Source organism: Neisseria lisongii (genome assembly GCF_028463985.1).
GTDB lineage: Bacteria > Pseudomonadota > Gammaproteobacteria > Burkholderiales > Neisseriaceae > Neisseria > Neisseria lisongii.
In genome coordinates, this window is sequence record NZ_CP116766.1 from 122,306 (window position 1) to 141,754 (window position 19,449).

Sequence of the window (19,449 nt, forward strand, 5' to 3'; positions counted from 1 at the left end):
AAAAGGCGGACGTGATAAGCGTCCGCTTTTTTGTTTTGACTGATAATGCCGTCTGAAAAACGGCATGGTATAGTGGAATAATCCCAAAGCAATACAAGGCGGCAAGGCGAAGCCAACGCTGTAGCGCTTTGGGGTTATTTCACTATATTTTCAGACGGCCACCGCCGCTTTGATATGCGGGTGCGGATCGTAATCGGTCAGCTCGAAATCTTCAAAAGTAAAGTCAAGCAGATTATCAACGTTCGGATTCAGCTTCATTTTCGGCAGCGGTCGGCAAGCCCGCTGAAGTTGCAGCTGCGCCTGTTCAAAATGGTTGCTGTATAAATGGGCATCGCCGAACGTATGGATAAATTCGCCCGTTTCCAAGCCGCAGACTTGGGCGATCATCATGGTCAGCAGGGCATAGCTGGCGATGTTGAACGGCACGCCTAAGAAAATATCGGCGCTGCGCTGGTAAAGCTGGCAAGAAAGTTTGCCGTCGGCAACATAAAACTGAAACAGGGCATGGCATGGCGGCAGCGCCATTTCGTCTACCAACGCCGGATTCCAAGCCGACACAATCAGGCGGCGGGAATCGGGATTGTTTTTGATTTGATTAACCAAATTGGTAATCTGGTCGATATGGCGGCCGTCGGGTGCGGGCCAGCTGCGCCACTGGTAGCCGTAAACCGGCCCGAGATCGCCGTTTGCGTCCGCCCATTCGTCCCAAATCGAAACATTGTTGTCTTTCAGATATTTGATATTGGTATCGCCTTTGAGAAACCACAGCAATTCGTGAATAATCGAACGCAGATGCAGTTTTTTGGTGGTCAGCAGGGGAAACCCTTGGCTTAAATCGAAGCGCATCTGATAACCGAATACCGAGCGGGTGCCGGTGCCGGTGCGGTCGGCTTTGTCGGTTCCGTGCGTCAGCACATGGTTCATCAAATCGAGATAGGCTTTCATGGCAATCCTTAGGTTGGTGGGGCGGGTATTTTAGCACAGCGGCGGAATATGCTGCTAAAACCGCTGCGCTGTCGGCATGATTTCAGCGTAAAACGGCTTAAAACAGCTTTGCAAGGCTTTGGAGCTTTGGAATTTAGGTCTAAAAAAGTTCCATATTTGAAATTAAATTTTGAGGTTTACGAAAAAATACCTTTTAAAATCCAACGATAATCAAATTGTAAAGAAATATTGTCAACAATTTTACAAAAAAATATTGGCAAGCAAAAAAAATAGGTTTATATTTGAAACTCATAATTTTAGACGTTTTGTACAACTTTTTTCTTTGGAGAATTAAAAATGACAGATTTAAATGCCCTGTTTGCCGGTCTGAAAGCCCGCAACCCGAATCAGGAGCCGTTTCACCAAGCGGTTGAAGAAGTCTTTATGAGTCTTGATCCGTTTTTGGCGAAAAACCCGAAATACACCCAGCAAAGCCTGCTGGAGCGTTTGGTCGAGCCGGAGCGGGTGATTATGTTTCGAGTTACTTGGGTGGACGACAAAGGTCAGGTTCAAGTCAACCGAGGCTACCGCATTCAGATGAACTCAGCTATCGGCCCGTATAAAGGCGGCCTGCGCTTCCACCCGACCGTGGATTTGGGTGTATTGAAATTTCTGGCATTCGAACAAGTGTTCAAAAACGCCCTCACCACCTTGCCAATGGGCGGCGGCAAAGGCGGTTCGGATTTTGACCCGAAAGGCAAATCCGATGCCGAAGTGATGCGTTTCTGCCAAGCCTTTATGACCGAACTCTACCGCCACATCGGCCCGAATACCGACGTTCCCGCCGGCGACATCGGCGTGGGCGGCCGTGAAATCGGTTTCTTATACGGCCAATACAAAAAAATCCGCAATGAATTTACTTCCGTGCTGACCGGCAAAGGTCTGGAATGGGGCGGTAGCCTGATTCGTCCTGAAGCCACCGGCTACGGCGCTGTTTATTTCGCCCAATCCATGCTTGAAACCCGCAACGACAGCTTTGCCGGCAAACGTGTCGTGATTTCCGGTTCGGGCAACGTCGCACAATACGCCGCCGAAAAATCCATCCATTTGGGCGCAAAAGTGCTGACCGTATCCGATTCCAACGGCTTTGTCCTGTTTGCCGACAGCGGCATGACCGAAGCCCAGCTGGCTGCTCTGATTGAATTGAAAGAAGTACGCCGCGAACGTTTGGCCGTATATGCCCAAGAACAAGGCCTGAAATACTTTGAAAACCAAAAACCGTGGAACGTCGCCTGCGAAATCGCCCTGCCTTGCGCCACCCAAAACGAGCTGGACGAAGCAGATGCCAAAACTCTGCTGGCAAACGGCTGTTTCGTGGTTGCCGAGGGTGCAAACATGCCATCGACACTGGGCGCAGTCGAGCAGTTTATCAAAGCCGGTATCTTGTACGCACCGGGCAAAGCCTCAAATGCCGGCGGCGTAGCCACATCCGGCTTAGAAATGAGCCAAAACGCCATCCGCCTTTCATGGAGCCGCGAAGAAGTCGATCAACGCCTGTTCGACATCATGCAAGCCATCCACGAATCCTGCGTGAAATACGGCAAAGAGGGCGACAAAGTCAATTACGTCAACGGTGCTAATATCGCCGGTTTCGTCAAAGTTGCCGATGCCATGCTGGCTCAGGGGATTTAAAACGGTTTGAGTTTTAAATAGTCCGTATCATTGAGGCCGTCTGAAAATCGAGTTTTCAGACGGCCTTGTGTTATCTTGTGTTATCTTGTGTTATCTTGTGTTATATAGTGGATTCACTTTAAAAGTAGTACAAGGCGGCGAGCCGCAGACAGTACAGGTAGTACGGCAAGGCGAGCCAACGCTGTAATACTTTTAAAGTGAATTCACGATATATAGTGGATTAACTGAATAATCCATACCATTTAATCCGGCACTTGTAGGGTGCGGGCCAAAGCACGCACCTGTTCTGTGCATTTTATGTCGAAGCCGTCTGAAAATCTGATTTTAGCTGCGCAGAAACTCGCTTTGGCGAAACCTACGGTTTCAGACGGCATTCATGTGGAATTTAAAGAATACGTGCATGCTTAGGCAAGCACGCTACACACCATTCCCCGTCCCGTTGGCGGGAAGGGTGGTTTACTGGGGGGGTAATATTTTTTGGTTATTTCACTACACAATCCACTGATAAAGCACGATAATCAGCGGCATGGTCAGGATACACAGCAGGGTGGTTACGCCGTAGATGGCGCTGGCTTTGGCGGCGTTTTGCTTATACACCACGGCCATTTGGGTGATGGTGGCGGCGGCGGGGCTGATGGTGGCGAGGAAGCTGATTAAGACTACGGTGCGGCTGTGTGCGTCTTGACCTGCGAGTCCGGACAGTTTGACGGCAAACATTAAAATCATCGGAATCAGCAGCCGCAGAAAGGCGATCAGGTAAATGCGTTTGGACAGCATAATCTGTTTGAGCGGCAACGAGGCAATCAGCATACCTGCCACCAGCATGGCCACCGGCCCGATCATGCTGCCGACGGTTGCCAATGCGCCGTCCACTATTTTGGGTAGTTTGATTTGGAGGCTGAACAGGATTACGCCGCAGAGCATGGACAGAATATTGATGTTGCGCAGCAGGCTTGTCCATGAAACTTTGCCGCTGCCGCAGATTAAGAGCCGCAAGTGCGTCCAAAACAGCAGCATTTGCACGATAATGAATCCGCTGGTGTAAATCACCCATTGCGGCCCGAAAATGGACATCACCAGCGGGATAATGAGGTTGCCGGAATTGGTATAGATGGTAGCGGCGTGTTCGAGGGCATCGAGTTTGAGCAGATGGCTGAACAGTTTGCCTAAAATAATCAGTAGGATATGGAATAATACCGCCAGTTTCAGCGACAGCCACAAGCCGTCGAGGATTTCGGGCGAATAGTCGGCTTGGAAGGCGTGTATCATCACCGAGGGGCTGATGAGGTAGAGGGCGATGACGGACAGCGGGTAGCTGTTTTCGGTTTTGAGCAGTTTGAATTTCACCAGCGCAATGCCCATCAGTACAATCAGCGTGAGTTCGGTAATTTTTCCGGCAAGCAGCAGGGCGGTTTCCATAGTGTTTGATTCGGGACAAAAGGTGGATTGTACGCTTTAGTCTGCAAGGGGGAAAGCGTGAGGCCGTCTGAAAACGGGGTGTGGCCGGCATGGTTGCGTTGCGCCGCTCTTCCTTCTGTTTTCAGACGGCCTGACAGGAGAGTGGTGCGATTTCTTTACTTGTCGATAAAATTGTCAACAAAACTTTACCGAAACCGGGCAAAGTTCAGTATAATGTGCGCCTGAATTTTTTCCTCTCTCTATCAATCTATTTATATGAATACTTCAAATAATCATTTACTTGAGCGAATTTTTAATTTGCGAGCCAGCGGGACCGACGTACGGACGGAACTGATGGCGGGTCTGACGACCTTTCTGACTCTGTGTTACATCATCATTGTCAATCCGCTGATTTTGGGCGAGGCGGGTATGGACGTGGGCGCTGTGTTTGTCGCAACCTGTATTGCAGCGGCTGTGGGCTGTTTTGTGATGGGTTTTGTCGGCAATTATCCGATTGCGCTGGCACCGGGCATGGGGCTGAATGCGTATTTTACCTTTGCTGTGGTCAAAGGCATGGGTGTACCTTGGCAAGTAGCATTGGGTGCGGTCTTTGTATCGGGCCTGATTTTTATTGTGTTTAGCCTGTTTAAAGTCCGTGAAATGCTGGTCAATGCGTTGCCGACCGGTTTGAAAATGTCGATTGCCGCCGGTGTCGGCCTGTTTTTGGCACTGATTGCGCTGAAAGGGGCGGGCGTGATTGTCAGCAATCCGGCAACTTTGGTCGGTATGGGCGATATTCACCAACCGTCTGTGCTGCTGGCGATGGGCGGCTTTGTGCTGGTGTCGGTGTTGGGCTATTTCCGTATCCGTGCCGCCATCATCATCACCATTCTGGCGATTACTGCGGTTTCTACGCTGCTGGGTTTGAGCGAGTTCAAAGGCGTTGTCGGAAGCGTGCCGAGCATTGCACCGACCTTTATGCAGATGAATTTTGAAGGTCTGTTTACCGCCAGTATGGTCAGCGTGATTTTCGTGTTTTTCTTGGTGGACTTGTTTGACAGTACCGGCACGCTGGTCGGCGTGTCGCACCGTGCTGGCTTGTTGGAAAACGGCAAACTGCCCCGCCTGAAACGTGCATTGCTGGCCGATTCCAGCGCCATTGTGGCGGGTGCGGCATTGGGTACGTCTTCTACCACGCCTTATGTGGAAAGCGCCGCCGGTGTGGCCGTCGGCGGCCGTACCGGTCTGACGGCGGTAACAGTCGGCGTATTGATGCTGGCGGCTTTGGTCTTCTCGCCGCTGGCGCAAAGCGTGCCGACCTTTGCCACCGCACCGGCGCTGCTGTATGTCGGCGTGCAGATGCTGCGCAGTACCAAAGATATCGATTGGGAAGACATGACCGAAGCGGCACCGGCATTTTTAACCATCGTATTCATGCCGTTTGCCTACTCGATTGCCGACGGTATCGCCATGGGCTTTATCAGCTACAGCCTGATCAAACTGCTCTGCGGCCGTGCCAAAGACGTGCCGCCTATGGTGTGGATTGTTACCGTATTGTGGGCCGTGAAATTCTGGTTCTTGGGCGCATAAAACGTTTGTTTTGCAAAAGCCTGCCGCAACAGCGGCGGGCTTTTTTGTCGTTATTTTGTAAAAATATCGACAAAATGCCGTCTGAAAACGGCTTTTTGCAAACTGTTTAAAATAAATTAAAAACTTCAAGTTTCAAAAAAGTTACATTTAAATTATATTAAATTCAATTATATATATAATAGTTAATGAGTAATTGTTATTAATGTTTCCCCAATTTTTTTCAGGCCGTCTGAAAATTAGTATGGAAAGGCTAAAAAAGTATTTGACACTCAAATAATTATGAATTAAATTTTGTTAATAATAAAACTACACCATACTACATAAGAAAAACACAGGAGCAACCATGAACAGCCAATCTCATCACCGCCGCTTCCGGCAACCGCTTTTCCGTTCCGCCCATGCAGCGCTGCAGCCCGCAGCAGCATATTAACCAATCCCCACCCGATTTGAATGACCGAAACCGTTTTCCGTTAAACGTTTTCTGTTTTGCCGTATCTTAACCCTGTGCGGCGCAGGAAGCAGCCTTAAACACAACCGGCTGTTTCACAAGAAGTATTCCGAATATAAATAGAGGAGAAAAACATGACTCAATCATCTGCCGGTTTGCGTTTCCGCGAGGCCGTTCGAGATTCCAATCCGCTGGCCGTTGTCGGCTGTGTCAATGCCTATTTTGCCCGTTTGGCAACCCAAAGCGGCTTTAAAGCCATTTATCTGTCGGGCGGCGGCGTGGCGGCGTGTTCGTGCGGCATTCCCGATTTGGGCATTACCACCATGGAAGACGTGTTAATTGATGCCCGCCGCATTACCGACAATGTGGATACACCGCTGCTGGTGGATATCGATGTGGGTTGGGGCGGCGCATTCAATATCGCCCGCACCATCCGCCAGTTTGAACGTGCCGGCGTGGCGGCGGTGCATATCGAAGACCAAGTGGCGCAAAAACGCTGCGGCCACCGTCCGAACAAAGCCATTGTTTCGCAAGCCGAAATGGTGGACAGAATCAAAGCGGCGGTTGATGCCCGTGTTGATGAAAACTTTGTGATTATGGCCCGCACCGACGCTTTGGCGGTGGAAGGTTTGGATTCGGCAATCGAACGGGCGCAAGCCTGCGTAGAGGCCGGTGCCGATATGATTTTCCCGGAAGCGATGACCGACTTGGGCATGTACAAACAATTCGCCGAAGCGGTAAAAGTGCCGGTGTTGGCGAATATTACCGAGTTTGGCGCAACGCCGCTCTACAATCAAAAAGAATTGGCGGAAAACGGCGTATCGCTGGTGCTGTATCCATTGTCGTCTTTCCGTGCGGCCAGTCAGGCGGCTTTGAATGTGTATCAGGCGATTATGCGGGACGGTACGCAGGAAAACGTGGTGCAGACCATGCAGACCCGTGCCGAACTCTACGAACATTTGGATTATCACGCATTTGAACAGAAGCTGGACCAACTGTTTCAAAAATAAATTCGGTTTTCAGACGGCCTGATGAGAGAGGCCGTCTGAAAACTGCAAAACACAATATTAAAGTGGACTCACGATAAAAAGGGCGGGACAGCCCGAACGGTCGGTTAGAGAGGAAGCCGCCCGATGTCTGCAACTGTTTCAACCGGTGCTGCAACATTGTCGTTCCGGCTTAAATATACGCTGTTTCCAGTAAAAGGAGAAAAATCATGACAACCGAAACCCCGACTTTCAAACCGAAAAAATCCGTAGCTCTTTCAGGCGTGGCGGCGGGCAATACCGCATTGTGTACCGTAGGCCGTTCCGGTAACGATTTGAGCTATCGAGGCTACGACATCTTGGATTTGGCCGAACACTGCGAATTTGAAGAAGTCGCCCACCTGTTGATTCACGGCCATCTGCCCAATACGTTTGAACTGGCGGCCTACAAACAGAAACTGAAATCGCTGCGCGGCCTGCCGATTCGGGTGATTCAGGTATTGGAAAGCCTGCCGGCGCATACCCACCCGATGGACGTGATGCGTACCGGCGTATCCATGCTCGGCTGCGTTCACCCCGAGCGTGAAAGCCAGCCTTTGAGCGAAGCCCGAGACATTGCCGACAAACTGATCGCCTGCTTGGGTAGTATGCTGCTGTATTGGTATCAGTTCTCGCACAACGGCAAACGCATCGAAGTGGAAAGTAAAGAAGAAAGCATCGGCGGCCATTTCCTGCACCTGCTGCACGGCAAACGCCCGACCGAATCGCAAATCAGAGCCATGCACGTTTCCCTGATTCTGTATGCCGAACATGAATTCAACGCTTCCACCTTTACTTCCCGTGTGATTGCCGGTACCGGCTCGGACATCTATTCCGCCATCACCGGTGCCATCGGCGCATTGAAAGGCCCGAAACACGGCGGTGCCAACGAAGTGGCATACGATATTCAAAAACGCTACCGCAATGCCGACGAAGCCGAAGCCGATATTCGGGAACGCATCGCCCGCAAAGAAATCGTGATCGGTTTCGGCCATCCGGTGTACACCATTTCCGACCCCCGCAATGTGGTGATTAAAGAAGTGGCACGCCGCCTGAGCGAAGAAAAAGGCGATATGCGCCTGTTTGACATTGCCGATCGTTTGGAAACCCTGATGTGGAACGAGAAAAAAATGTTCCCGAATCTGGACTGGTTCTCCGCCGTTTCCTACCAAAAACTGGGCGTACCGACCGCCATGTTTACGCCGCTGTTTGTGATTTCCCGCACCACCGGCTGGGCTGCCCACGTTTTGGAACAACGCCAAGACGGCAAAATCATCCGTCCGAGTGCCAACTACACCGGCCCTGACGAATTGGCTTTCGTTCCGCTGCAAGAACGCTAATCCGCAAAAAGGCTGCCTGAAACCCTGTTTTCAGACGGCCTTTTTTGTTTACCAGTATAGATAATGATAAATTTTTATTAAAAACAGTCGGATATTATTTTAAATCACAGTTCCCGACTGAAAGCATTTTCCCCAAACAAGAAAAACATAATTGAAGGAGTAACGCATGTCTGCCAACCAAACCTACCGCAAACCCTTATCCGACAGCAATCTGCATTATTACGATGCCCGCCAAGCCTGCGAAGATATTCAGGCGGGTTCTTATGACAAGCTGCCTTATACAAGCCGTATTCTGGCGGAAAACCTGATTAACCGTGCTGAAAACGTGCCGCTGGAAACCTTGCAGTCATGGCTGAAGCAGTTGATTGAAAACAAACAGGAGCTGGATTTTCCGTGGTATCCCGCCCGTGTGGTGTGCCATGATATTTTGGGACAGACGGCATTGGTCGATTTGGCGGGGCTGCGTGATGCGATTGCCGACAAAGGCGGCGATCCGAGCAAAGTCAATCCCGTGGTGCAAACCCAGTTGATTGTCGATCACTCGCTGGCGGTGGAATGCGGCGGCTACGACCCCGATGCTTTCCGCAAAAACCGTGAAATCGAAGACCGCCGCAACGAAGACCGTTTCCACTTCATCAACTGGACGAAAACCGCTTTTGAAAATGTGGACGTGATTCCGGCGGGCAACGGCATTATGCACCAAATCAATCTGGAAAAAATGTCGCCCGTGGTTCAGGTGAAAAACGGCATTGCCTTTCCCGATACCTGTGTCGGCACCGACAGCCACACGCCGCATGTGGACGCTTTGGGCGTGATTTCGGTGGGTGTGGGCGGTTTGGAAGCGGAAACTGTGATGTTGGGTCGGGCTTCCATGATGCGCCTGCCCGATATTGTCGGCGTAGAATTGACCGGCAAACGCCAAGCGGGCATTACCGCCACCGATATTGTGTTGGCGCTGACCGAATTTCTGCGTAAAGAACGGGTAGTCGGTGCATTTGTCGAATTTTTCGGCGAAGGCGCACGCAGCCTGTCTATCGGCGACCGAGCCACGATTTCCAACATGACCCCCGAATTTGGTGCAACCGCCGCCTTATTTTCGATTGACGAACAAACCATTGATTATTTGAAATTAACCGGCCGTGATGAGGCGCAGGTCAAATTGGTGGAACAATACGCCAAAACTGCGGGTTTGTGGGCCGATGATTTGAAAACCGCCCGCTATCCCCGTGTGCTGACTTTCGATTTGTCGTCGGTTACCCGCAATATGGCGGGGCCGAGCAATCCGCACGCCCGTTTTGCCACCGCCGATTTGGCGGCCAAAGGTTTGGCGCAGCCTTATGAAATTCCGGCCGACGGCAAAATGCCTGATGGCGCAGTGATTATTGCGGCGATTACTTCGTGTACCAACACGTCCAACCCGCGCAACGTGGTGGCCGCCGCTCTGTTGGCTCGCAATGCCAACCGTTTGGGCTTGAGCCGCAAACCGTGGGTGAAAACTTCGTTTGCTCCCGGCTCGAAAGTGGCGGAAATCTATTTGAAAGAAGCAGGTTTACTGTCGGAAATGGAACAACTCGGCTTCGGCATTGTCGCCTTTGCCTGCACCACCTGCAACGGCATGTCGGGCGCACTCGATCCGAACATCCAGCAGGAAATCATTGACCGTGATTTGTATGCTACTGCCGTATTGTCGGGCAACCGCAACTTTGACGGCCGTATCCATCCGTATGCCAAACAGGCATTTTTGGCATCGCCGCCGTTGGTGGTGGCGTATGCGATTGCCGGTTCGATCCGTTTCGACATTGAAAACGATGTATTGGGCATTTCAGACGGCAAAGAAATCCGCCTGAAAGATATTTGGCCGAGCGATGAAGAAATCGATGAAATCGTTGCCCGATATGTGAAACCGCAGCAGTTCCGTGATGTGTATATCCCGATGTTTGACACCGGCGAAGCGGAAAAAGCACCGTCGCCGCTGTATGACTGGCGGCCGATGTCCACCTATATCCGCCGCCCGCCGTATTGGGAAGGCGCATTGGCCGGAGAGCGCACACTGAAAGGTATGCGCCCGCTGGCGATTTTGCCCGACAACATTACCACCGACCATCTTTCGCCAAGTAATGCCATTCTGCCGACCAGTGCAGCCGGCGAATATCTGGCGAAAATGGGGCTGCCCGAAGAAGACTTCAACAGCTACGCCACCCACCGCGGCGACCATCTGACCGCCCAGCGTGCCACGTTCGCCAATCCTAAGCTGTTTAATGAAATGGTGAAAAATGAAGACGGCACCACCCGCCAAGGTTCGCTGGCAAGGGTCGAACCAGAAGGCAAGGTGATGCGCATGTGGGAAGCGATTGAAACCTATATGAACCGCAAACAGCCGCTGATTATCGTGGCGGGTGCGGATTACGGGCAAGGCTCAAGCCGCGACTGGGCGGCAAAAGGCGTACGCTTGGCCGGTGTGGAAGCGATTGTTGCCGAAGGTTTCGAGCGTATCCACCGCACCAATCTGATCGGCATGGGCGTGTTGCCGCTGCAATTTAAAGACGGCACCAACCGCCACACGCTGCAACTGGACGGTACGGAAACTTATGATGTTATCGGCCAACGTGAAGCCCGCTGCGATTTGACGCTGGTGGTTCACCGCAAAAACGGCGAAACACTGGAAGTTCCCGTAACCTGCCGCTTGGATACCGCCGAAGAAGTGTTGATTTACGAAGCCGGCGGCGTGTTGCAGCGCTTTGCCCAAGATTTTTTGGCGGGGAATGTTTAACTTCGGGTTAATTTGTGTAAAATGAAACAGATCGGCGGATAAGTTGTCTGCAGGCGGCTTATCCGCTGTGTAATCCGTTCGGGTTTCCGCAATCCGATACCGGTTTTCAGACGGCCTTGAGGCCGTCTGAAAACAGACACGGTTGGTTTTTGTGTATTTGGATTTGTATCATTGCCAAAACGGTTATATAGCCAAAATATAAATTCCATATTGCCGACCGATGCAGTATGGAAATAACCGTTTTCAGCAGCCGGACGATGTTTTATCTGTTTGATTTTACGAGGTGAAAATATATGCAGTCTTTAGTATGGATCAGCCGGCAATTAACCCGCCTGACCGCATGGGTGATTATTCTGGCGGCACTGGTGGCGATGGCCGAACCGGCAACATTTGCTTGGGTAAAAGGCGATACGCAGGTTGCCGTGTTGGGCGTGATTATGCTCGGCATGGGCATGACGCTGGGTAAAGAGGATTACCGCATTTTGGTGCAGCGGCCGCTGGATATTCTGATTGGCGCTGTAGCGCAATACACCATTATGCCGCTGCTGGCGATTGCGGTGGCGAAAATATTGGGTTTGTCGCCGGGGCTGACTTTGGGCTTGGTACTGGTCGGCACTTGCCCGGGCGGTGTGTCGTCCAACATTATGAGTTTTCTGGCAAAAGGCGATGTAGCATTCTCAGTGGGCATGACCACGGTTTCCACGATTTTAGCGCCGGTGATGACACCGCTGTGGATGACGGTTCTGGTCGGCCAAACCGTGGATATGGACGGCTGGGGCATGTTCCGCTTTATGCTGCTGGTTACGCTGTTGCCGGTGGTGTTGGGTTCGGTTGCCAATATCCTGCTGCAACGCAAACACTGGTTTGAAGATGTCCGCAACATTATGCCCGGCGTAGCGGTGCTGGCGTTTGCCTGCATTGTCGGCGGTGTGGCGGCGGTACACGGACATCACTTCCGAAATTCCGTTGCCGTGATGCTGGTGGCGATTGCCATTCACAATATTGGCGGCTATGTTTTGGGCTATTACAGCGGCGCACTGATGGGCATGAGTACCGCCAAAAAACGCACGCTGGCGATTGAAGTCGGCGTACAGAATGCCGGTTTGGCAACCGGATTGAGCGCCAAATTCTTCCCCGGCAATGCCGAATCCGCCGTTGCCGCCGCAGTCGCCTGCGTGTGGCACTCAGTTTCGGGAACGGTGTTGGGCAATCTGTTTGCCTTTTGGGACAAACGCCGAAGCCGATGACACTTGAAACCGGTGTGAACTTTGCAGAAACTTGGTTTTCAGACGGCCTTCGGGCGGTATGCCGTTTTGTCTAAGGGTAATATAGGCTGTTTGTTGATTTTTTAAAACACAAAACAAAGGAGAAATACCATGCCGCAAATCAAAATTCCCGCCGTGTATTATCGGGGCGGTACATCAAAAGGTGTGATTTTCAAACGCAGCGACCTGCCGCAGCAAGCGCAGCAGGCGGGGCGGGTGCGCGATCAGATTTTGCTGCGGGTTTTGGGTAGTCCCGACCCTTACGGTAAACAGATAGACGGTTTGGGAAATGCCAGTTCGTCCACCAGTAAGGCCTTGATTTTGGATAAATCTTCCAAGCCGGATCACGATGTGGATTATCTGTTCGGACAAGTGTCGATTGACAAACCGTTTGTCGATTGGAGCGGCAACTGCGGCAATATGACGGCGGCGGTCGGTGCGTTTGCCGTGTCGCAGGGCTTGGTGGACGCGGACAAAATTCCCGAAAACGGCATTTGCACGGTGAAAATCTGGCAAGCGAATATCGGCAAAACCATCATTGCCCATGTGCCGATACAAAACGGCGAAGTGCTGGAAACCGGCGATTTCGAGCTGGACGGCGTAACCTTTCCCGCCGCCGAAGTGGTAATTGAATTTTTAGACCCCGCCGACGATGCGGGTAGCCTGTTTCCAACCGGCAATGTAGTGGATACTTTGGAAATCCCCGGTATCGGCAATATTCAGGCGACACTGATTAATTCGGGCATTCCCACCGTGTTTGTCAATGCCGCCGACATCGGTTACAGCGGTACGGAACTGCAGGACGACATCAACGGTGATGCCGAAAAACTCGCCTTTTTTGAAACAATCCGTGCCTACGGCGCATTGAAAATGGGGCTGATTGCCGATTTGGACGAGGCCAAAACCCGCCAGCATACACCGAAAGTCGCCTTTGTCGCCCCCGCTGCAAGCTACAGCGCTTCCAGCGGCAAAACCGTTGCGGCGCAAGACATCGATTTGCTGGTGCGTGCTTTTTCTATGGGCAAACTGCATCATGCAATGATGGGGACGGCTTCGGTTGCGATTGCCACCGCCGCCGCCATTCCCGATACGCTGGTCAATCTTGCCGCCGGTGGCGGAGAACGTGAAAGCGTGTGCTTCGGCCACCCGTCCGGCACGTTGCGGGTCGGTGCCGCCGCCGCTGTGGAAAACGGACAGTGGGCGGTGAAAAAAGCTGTGATGAGCCGCAGCGCCCGAGTGATTATGGAAGGTTGGGTGCGGGTGCCGGAAGAAGCGGCGGTATAAACCGTTTCCGCCCATGCCGTCTGAAAACTGCGTTTTCAGACGGCATTCTGTTATGATGTAGGCTGTGATTGAATGTAAGGAAACCTCATGGCACAATTTTTCGCCATTCACCCCGATAATCCGCAAGAGCGCCTGATTAAACAGGCGGCCGAAATCGTCCGCAACGGCGGCGTGGTGGTTTATCCTACCGATTCCTGCTACGCCCTCGGTTGCCGTTTGGGCGACAAGGCGGCGATGGAACGGATTTTGCAGATCCGCAAAATCGACCTCAAGCACCACCTCACGCTGATGTGTGCCGATTTGAGCGAATTGGGAACTTATGCCAAAGTGGACAACAGCCAGTTCCGCCAACTCAAAGCCGCCACACCCGGAAGCTACACCTTTATTTTGGAAGCCACCAAAGAAGTGCCGAACCGCACATTGCACCCGAAACGCAAAACCATAGGCCTGCGTGTGCCGGACAACAAAACCGCTCTGGCGCTGCTGGCCGAATTGGGCGAACCGCTGTTGAGCTGCACCCTGATTTTGCCCGAAGACAACGGCGAGCCGCTGACCGATCCGTATGAAATCCGAGACCGTTTGGAACACAGCGTCGATTTGGTGATTGACGGCGGCTGGTGCGGCACCGAGCCGACCACGGTAGTGGATATGACCGACGGCACCGAGTTGATTCGGGAAGGCAAAGGCGACAAAAGCCTGTTCGGATTTTAAGCCGCAACAGGCCGTCTGAAAATCATGTTGTCTGTGTTCAGCCGCTACGGCAAACCGCTGTTTACTTTCCCGAAACAATCGGCAAAAACCGTTTCGGTTGATGAGATAATCTGGCAGTTTGACGAAAAAAACAAGACCAAACAGATTTGGAATAAGCTGTTTGGAAAAAATATAACTATAGTCAAAATACCGAATTTTTTGTACAAATCGGCAAGCTAATGACAGTCGTCATATGTGGTGGGCGACAAGCTAAGTTGGTCCACCTGCACTTTGTTCCCCGTCCCGCTGGCGGGAAGGGGCTAGGGGAAGGGTGGCTCGATGTGGTGTCATATTTTTTCGGTTGATTTACTATGATTGTTAAAAATAAAGCCGTCTGAAAATACGCCCTGCACATTTTCAGACGGCCTCAAATCAGGAAAAATAAAAAATATGTTTCAAAAATTCGATTTAGGCATCTTTTTATTGGCCGTGTTGCCGGTATTGCTGGCGCTGGTCGGGCGTGAAGTGGCAAAAGGCTATATGGCAAGGCATTGGGGCGACCCGACCGCCGAGCAGCACGGTTTTCTAACCTTCAACCCGTTGCCGCATATCGACATCGTCGGTACCATCATCGTGCCGCTGTTCACCTTTATGCTCACACCGTTTATGTTCGGCTGGTGCAAACCGATTCCCATCGATTCGCGCAATTTCCGCAACACCCGTCTGGCATGGCGCTGGGTGGCGGCTTCCGGCCCGCTGGCCAATCTGGCGATGGCGTTTTTCTGGGGACTGATTTTGGTGCTGGTGCCGCACGCCCCGACCGATTTCCAATATCCTTTGGGCGAAATGGCAAAATACGGCGTGCAGATCAACGCCGTACTGACCGCCCTGAGCCTGTTACCGATTTTACCGTGGGACGGCGGCATCATCATCGACAGCTTCCTCCCCGCCCACTTGTCGCAACAATACCGCAAAATCGAACCATACGGCACGCTGATTGTTATCCTGTTGCTCATCAGCGGCCTGCTGGGCAGCATTATCCAACCGCTCTACACCCTGATTGTCGGTCTCGTCAGCTTGCTGGTCAGCCTGCTCGGCGGATAGTTTGTTCAATATTCCAAACATTAAAGTAAGGCCGTCTGAAAACTTAATTTTCAGACGACTTGGTTTTTTTGTTTTAATTTGATTGTCCGAATGCTCTGTTTTTTCCATTTTCCCTGTCGCTAAAGATTGGAAAAACTGCTTAAAAATTGTACAATCCCTACCCTTTTTGCCTTTCTGTTCCGTTACCATGATGAAAATCGGCGATTATTCCATTGCCTGCCCGGTTGCGCTTGCGCCGATGGCGGGGATTACCGACAAACCGTTCCGCAAACTCTGCCGTGATTTCGGCGCGGGGTGGGCGGTTGGGGAAATGCTGACCAGTGATCCGACGTTGAGAAATACCCGTAAAACTTTGCGCCGCAGTGATTTCAGTGGTGAAAACGGGGTGGTGGCGGTGCAGATTGCCGGTAGTGTTCCTGAGCAGATGGCGCAGGCGGCCCGTTATAATGTGGCGTTGGGGGCGCAGGTGATTGATATTAATATGGGTTGCCCTGCTAAAAAAGTCTGCAATGTGCAGGCGGGTAGTGCGTTGCTGCAAAACGAGCCTTTGGTGGCGGCGATTTTGCAGGCGGTGGTGGCGGCGGTGGACGTTCCCGTTACCCTGAAAACCCGTTTGGGCTGGCATGATGAGCATAAAAATCTGCCGGTGATTGCCAAAATCGCCGAAGAGAGCGGCATTGCGGCGCTGGCGGTACATGGTCGTACCCGTACGCAGATGTATCGGGGCGAGGCGGAATATGATTTGATTGCCGAGGTGAAAGGCCGTCTGAAAATCCCGTTGTGGGTCAATGGCGACATCACGTCGCCGCAAAAAGCCGCCGCTGTGTTGCGGCAAACCGCTGCCGACGGGGTGATGATCGGGCGGGGTGCGCAGGGGCGGCCGTGGCTGTTTCGGGACATCAAATATTTTCTGGAACACGGCGAATTGCCGCCGCCTTTGGATTTGGCACAATGCAGCCAAACTGCTTTAGACCATTTGCGGGCGATACACGATTTTTACGGCGACTATGCCGGTGTGCGCATTGCCCGCAAACACATCGGCTGGTATATCGGCGCTTTGCCCGAAGGCGAAGCCGCCCGCCGGGCGATAAATACGGTGGACGAAGCCGCCGCCCAATATGATGCTTTGGCGGCTTATTTGGAACGCTTGCCGGAATATACGGATTCTTGGCCGTGCAGCTATCGGTAAACCAGCTGAACAGCGTGTCCGCCATACCGCCGAGGCCGTCTGAAAACCGATATATTGCGTTTGCGCAAAATATTGATATCCATATTTTTTTACAATCTCATCATTCATTATTGAAATCTCAAAATCCAACAGAAAGACCGAATATGAATACGCAAACAGTCGATATCGCTCAATGTATTACCCAAAACCTGCAGCAGTATTTTCACGCCTTGGAGGGGGAAACGCCGTGCAATGTATATGATATGGTGCTGACCCAAGTAGAAAAGCCGCTGCTCGAATGCGTGATGGCGCAATGCGGCGGCAATCAATCCAAAGCCGCCGCCGTATTGGGGCTGAACCGCAATACGCTGCGTAAAAAGCTGGCGCAATACGGTATGTTGGGCGTATGACGCAGCAGAAGAAACTATGGGCGGCGCTGCTGCTGACCGGCATTGTCGGCGGCGTGGTCGGCATGGTGCTGACCGAACTGATGCACTTTATCCAGCACCACGCCTACGGCTATACCGCATTCGGGGCAGACGGAACGCCTATTTCTTTTCGGGAGGGCGCAGAACAGGCCGCACCGCTGCGGCGTTTGGCGGTGTTGGCAGGCTGCGGGGTTGCAGTCGGCTGCGGCTGGTGGGCTTTGCAGCGTTTCGGCAGACCGCTGGTCAGTATTCAGACGGCCTTGAAGCGGCCGCTGGCAGGTTTGCCGTTTGGCGAAACCGTGTGCCATGCGCTGCTGCAGATTATCACTGTGGCGCTGGGTTCGCCGTTGGGGCGGGAAGTTGCCCCGAGGGAAATGAGTTCGGCGTTTGCCTCGCTGTGGATTAAACGCTTGGGGCTGGACGAAGACAGCGCCCGCCTGCTGATTGCCTGCGCTTCCGGTGCCGGTTTGGCGGCGGTGTATAACGTGCCGCTGGCAGGAACGCTGTTTGTGCTGGAAACCCTGCTGGGCGTGTGGACGCAGCAGGCGGTGGCGGCGGCGTTGCTCACTTCGGTATTGGCAACGGCGGTGGCCCGCCTCGGTTTGGGCGATGTGCAGCAATATCCCTTGCCCGAATTGGCAGTCAATCAGGCTTTGCTGTGGTGGGCGGCGGCAGTCGGGCCGCTGCTGGGCGGTGCGGCAATACTGTTTCAGCGTACGGCCAAACCGTTTCCCCTGCTCAAGCGGGACAATATCCGCATGGTGCCGCTGGCATTGGCGGCATTTGTTGCGATTGGTTTCATCAGCATGTTTGTTCCCGAAATTCTGGGCAACGGCAAAGCGGGCAATCAGCTGGTGTTTGCCGGTTTGATTGACTGGCAGGGCAGCCTGACGCTGACGGCATTGAAATGGGCGGCGGTTTTGCTGGCGCTGGCGGCCGGTGCATACGGCGGCCTGATTACGCCCTCGATGATGCTCGGCAGCACGCTGGCGTTTGCGTCCGCCGCTTTGTGGAACACATTTTTGCCGCACATGCCGTCTGAAACCGCCGCCGTGGTCGGGGCAACCGTATTTTTGGGCGTGTCGATGAACATGCCGCTGACCGCCGTGGTGTTTATCTTAGAGCTGACCCGTGCGCCCGCCGCCCTCTTAATGCCGCTGTGCGCAGGCATGGCTACCGCCGTTGCCGCCGAAAAGGCTTGGAAAAGCCGCTATAGTGGATTCACTTTAAAGTAGTACAAGGCGGCGAGCCGCAGACAGTACAGGTAGTACGGCAAGGCGAGCCAACGCCGTAATACTTTTAAAGTGAATTCACGATAATCGGCGTAGTATGGGTAAAGTGTTGTAAATAAAAATACGCCGAGGCCGTCTGAAAACCGAGTGGCGCAAAATCCCGTTTTCAGACGGCCTGTCAAAGCGAATCAAAGGAGAACAAAATGCTTTACCTGATTGCGGCGCTGCTGATTTGGAGCAGTTCGTTTGTGGCGGCGAAATATGCCTACACCATGCTCGATCCGGCGCTGATGGTGGAAGCGAGGCTGCTGATTGCCGCTTTGCTGGCATTGCCGTTTTGCCGCCGCCATTTCGGCAAAATTCCGAAAAACAAACGCAAAACGCTGTTGTGGCTGGTATTTGTCAATTATGTGCTGGTGTTGCTGGGGCAGTTTATCGGCGTGAAATACACTTCGGCGGCAAGTGCGGCGACCATCGTCGGTTTGGAACCGGTTTTGATGGTGTTTGTCGGCCATTTCTTTTTTCGCGACAAAGCGGCATGGTATCACTGGGTGTGCGGGCTGGCAGCGTTTGCCGGTGTGGCGGTGATGATTGCGGGCGGGTCGGAAGCGGGCGGCGGGATTGATTTGCGGGGCTGTCTGCTGGTGCTGCTGTCGGGTTTTGCGTTCAGCATGGTGTTCCGCCCGACGCAGAAATTTATCGCCGAAGTCGGCGCACCGGCCTTTAGCGCCGTTTCGTTTGTGGCGGCTGCGGTATTGTGTTTGCCGTTTTCGCTGCTTTTGGCGGAAAGCTACCGCATTAATTGGAACTGGCAGGGCATGGCGGCGCTGCTGTATTTGGGCGTGGGCGCAAGCTGGCTGGCATACCGTTTGTGGAACAAAGGCATCGGCAGCGTGTCGGCGAACGTGTCCGGTATCTTGACGGCGCTCGAACCGGTGTTCGGCGTGTGTATGGCGGTGCTGCTGTTGGGCGAACGGATTTCGCCGGTATCGGGAATCGGCATTTTTATTGTGATTTCCGCCACATTCTTTGCCGTGCTGATTCCGAAAATCATCTTAAAAAATAACCGTTAAACTTATTTTTAACGGAAA

General features: G+C 52.7%; 15 protein-coding genes. 13 read left to right on the plus strand and 2 right to left on the minus strand.

The window, feature by feature from the left end:
- Positions 1-150 precede the first annotated feature (150 nt).
- A complete protein-coding gene (locus PJU73_RS00645) occupies positions 151-945 on the minus strand; it encodes a thymidylate synthase (protein WP_237090965.1) in 795 nt (264 codons plus the stop codon).
- A gap of 336 nt (positions 946-1,281) precedes the next feature.
- Between PJU73_RS00645 and gdhA the strand changes: the two genes are divergently transcribed.
- Positions 1,282-2,616, plus strand: a complete 1,335-nt coding sequence (gdhA, locus tag PJU73_RS00650; RefSeq protein ID WP_237090966.1) for an NADP-specific glutamate dehydrogenase — start codon at positions 1,282-1,284, stop codon at positions 2,614-2,616.
- Positions 2,617-3,105: 489 nt separating this feature from the next.
- On the opposite strand, the gene PJU73_RS00655 is transcribed toward gdhA, so the two are convergent.
- Positions 3,106-4,035 carry an AEC family transporter gene (locus tag PJU73_RS00655; RefSeq protein WP_237090967.1) on the minus strand — a complete coding sequence of 310 codons (930 nt, stop codon included), beginning with the start codon at positions 4,033-4,035 and terminating at the stop codon, positions 3,106-3,108.
- A 255-nt stretch (positions 4,036-4,290) separates the two neighbouring features.
- Here PJU73_RS00655 and PJU73_RS00660 point away from each other — a divergent pair, with 255 nt between their 5' ends.
- The 12 genes from PJU73_RS00660 (at position 4,291) to PJU73_RS00715 (ending at position 19,431) form a co-directional block, all read left to right on the plus strand.
- Positions 4,291-5,604, plus strand: coding sequence for an NCS2 family permease (locus tag PJU73_RS00660; RefSeq protein ID WP_237090968.1), 1,314 nt, complete (start codon positions 4,291-4,293; stop codon positions 5,602-5,604).
- 582 nt (positions 5,605-6,186) lie between these two features.
- The gene (prpB, locus tag PJU73_RS00665; RefSeq protein ID WP_237090969.1) at positions 6,187-7,062 is read left to right on the plus strand and encodes a methylisocitrate lyase; all 876 of its coding nucleotides are present in this window, start codon (positions 6,187-6,189) and stop codon (positions 7,060-7,062) included.
- A gap of 206 nt (positions 7,063-7,268) precedes the next feature.
- Positions 7,269-8,417 carry a bifunctional 2-methylcitrate synthase/citrate synthase gene (prpC, locus tag PJU73_RS00670; RefSeq protein WP_237090970.1) on the plus strand — a complete coding sequence of 383 codons (1,149 nt, stop codon included), beginning with the start codon at positions 7,269-7,271 and terminating at the stop codon, positions 8,415-8,417.
- A gap of 166 nt (positions 8,418-8,583) precedes the next feature.
- Positions 8,584-11,187: a Fe/S-dependent 2-methylisocitrate dehydratase AcnD gene (gene acnD / locus PJU73_RS00675; RefSeq protein WP_237090971.1), complete on the plus strand. Its 2,604-nt coding sequence runs from the start codon at positions 8,584-8,586 to the stop codon at positions 11,185-11,187.
- A gap of 293 nt (positions 11,188-11,480) precedes the next feature.
- Positions 11,481-12,434 (plus strand): bile acid:sodium symporter family protein, encoded by a 954-nt coding sequence (locus tag PJU73_RS00680; RefSeq protein WP_237090972.1) that lies wholly within the window; start codon positions 11,481-11,483, stop codon positions 12,432-12,434.
- 129 nt (positions 12,435-12,563) lie between these two features.
- The gene (gene prpF, locus PJU73_RS00685) at positions 12,564-13,736 is read left to right on the plus strand and encodes a 2-methylaconitate cis-trans isomerase PrpF (RefSeq protein WP_237090973.1); all 1,173 of its coding nucleotides are present in this window, start codon (positions 12,564-12,566) and stop codon (positions 13,734-13,736) included.
- Between the two features lie 87 nt (positions 13,737-13,823).
- Positions 13,824-14,447 carry an L-threonylcarbamoyladenylate synthase gene (locus PJU73_RS00690; RefSeq protein WP_237090974.1) on the plus strand — a complete coding sequence of 208 codons (624 nt, stop codon included), beginning with the start codon at positions 13,824-13,826 and terminating at the stop codon, positions 14,445-14,447.
- A 429-nt stretch (positions 14,448-14,876) separates the two neighbouring features.
- Positions 14,877-15,530 carry a site-2 protease family protein gene (locus PJU73_RS00695; protein ID WP_237090975.1) on the plus strand — a complete coding sequence of 218 codons (654 nt, stop codon included), beginning with the start codon at positions 14,877-14,879 and terminating at the stop codon, positions 15,528-15,530.
- A 190-nt stretch (positions 15,531-15,720) separates the two neighbouring features.
- Positions 15,721-16,719 (plus strand): tRNA dihydrouridine synthase DusB, encoded by a 999-nt coding sequence (gene dusB, locus PJU73_RS00700; RefSeq protein ID WP_237091059.1) that lies wholly within the window; start codon positions 15,721-15,723, stop codon positions 16,717-16,719.
- Positions 16,720-16,862: 143 nt separating this feature from the next.
- Complete coding sequence (locus PJU73_RS00705) at positions 16,863-17,108, plus strand: Fis family transcriptional regulator (RefSeq protein ID WP_237090976.1); 246 nt, start codon at positions 16,863-16,865, stop codon at positions 17,106-17,108.
- The gene (locus PJU73_RS00710) at positions 17,105-18,361 is read left to right on the plus strand and encodes a chloride channel protein (protein WP_237090977.1); all 1,257 of its coding nucleotides are present in this window, start codon (positions 17,105-17,107) and stop codon (positions 18,359-18,361) included. The genes PJU73_RS00705 and PJU73_RS00710 overlap by 4 nt, the downstream gene beginning before the upstream one ends.
- Positions 18,362-18,561: 200 nt before the next feature.
- Positions 18,562-19,431 carry a DMT family transporter gene (locus PJU73_RS00715; RefSeq protein ID WP_237090978.1) on the plus strand — a complete coding sequence of 290 codons (870 nt, stop codon included), beginning with the start codon at positions 18,562-18,564 and terminating at the stop codon, positions 19,429-19,431.
- The last annotated feature ends 18 nt before the right edge of the window (positions 19,432-19,449 follow it).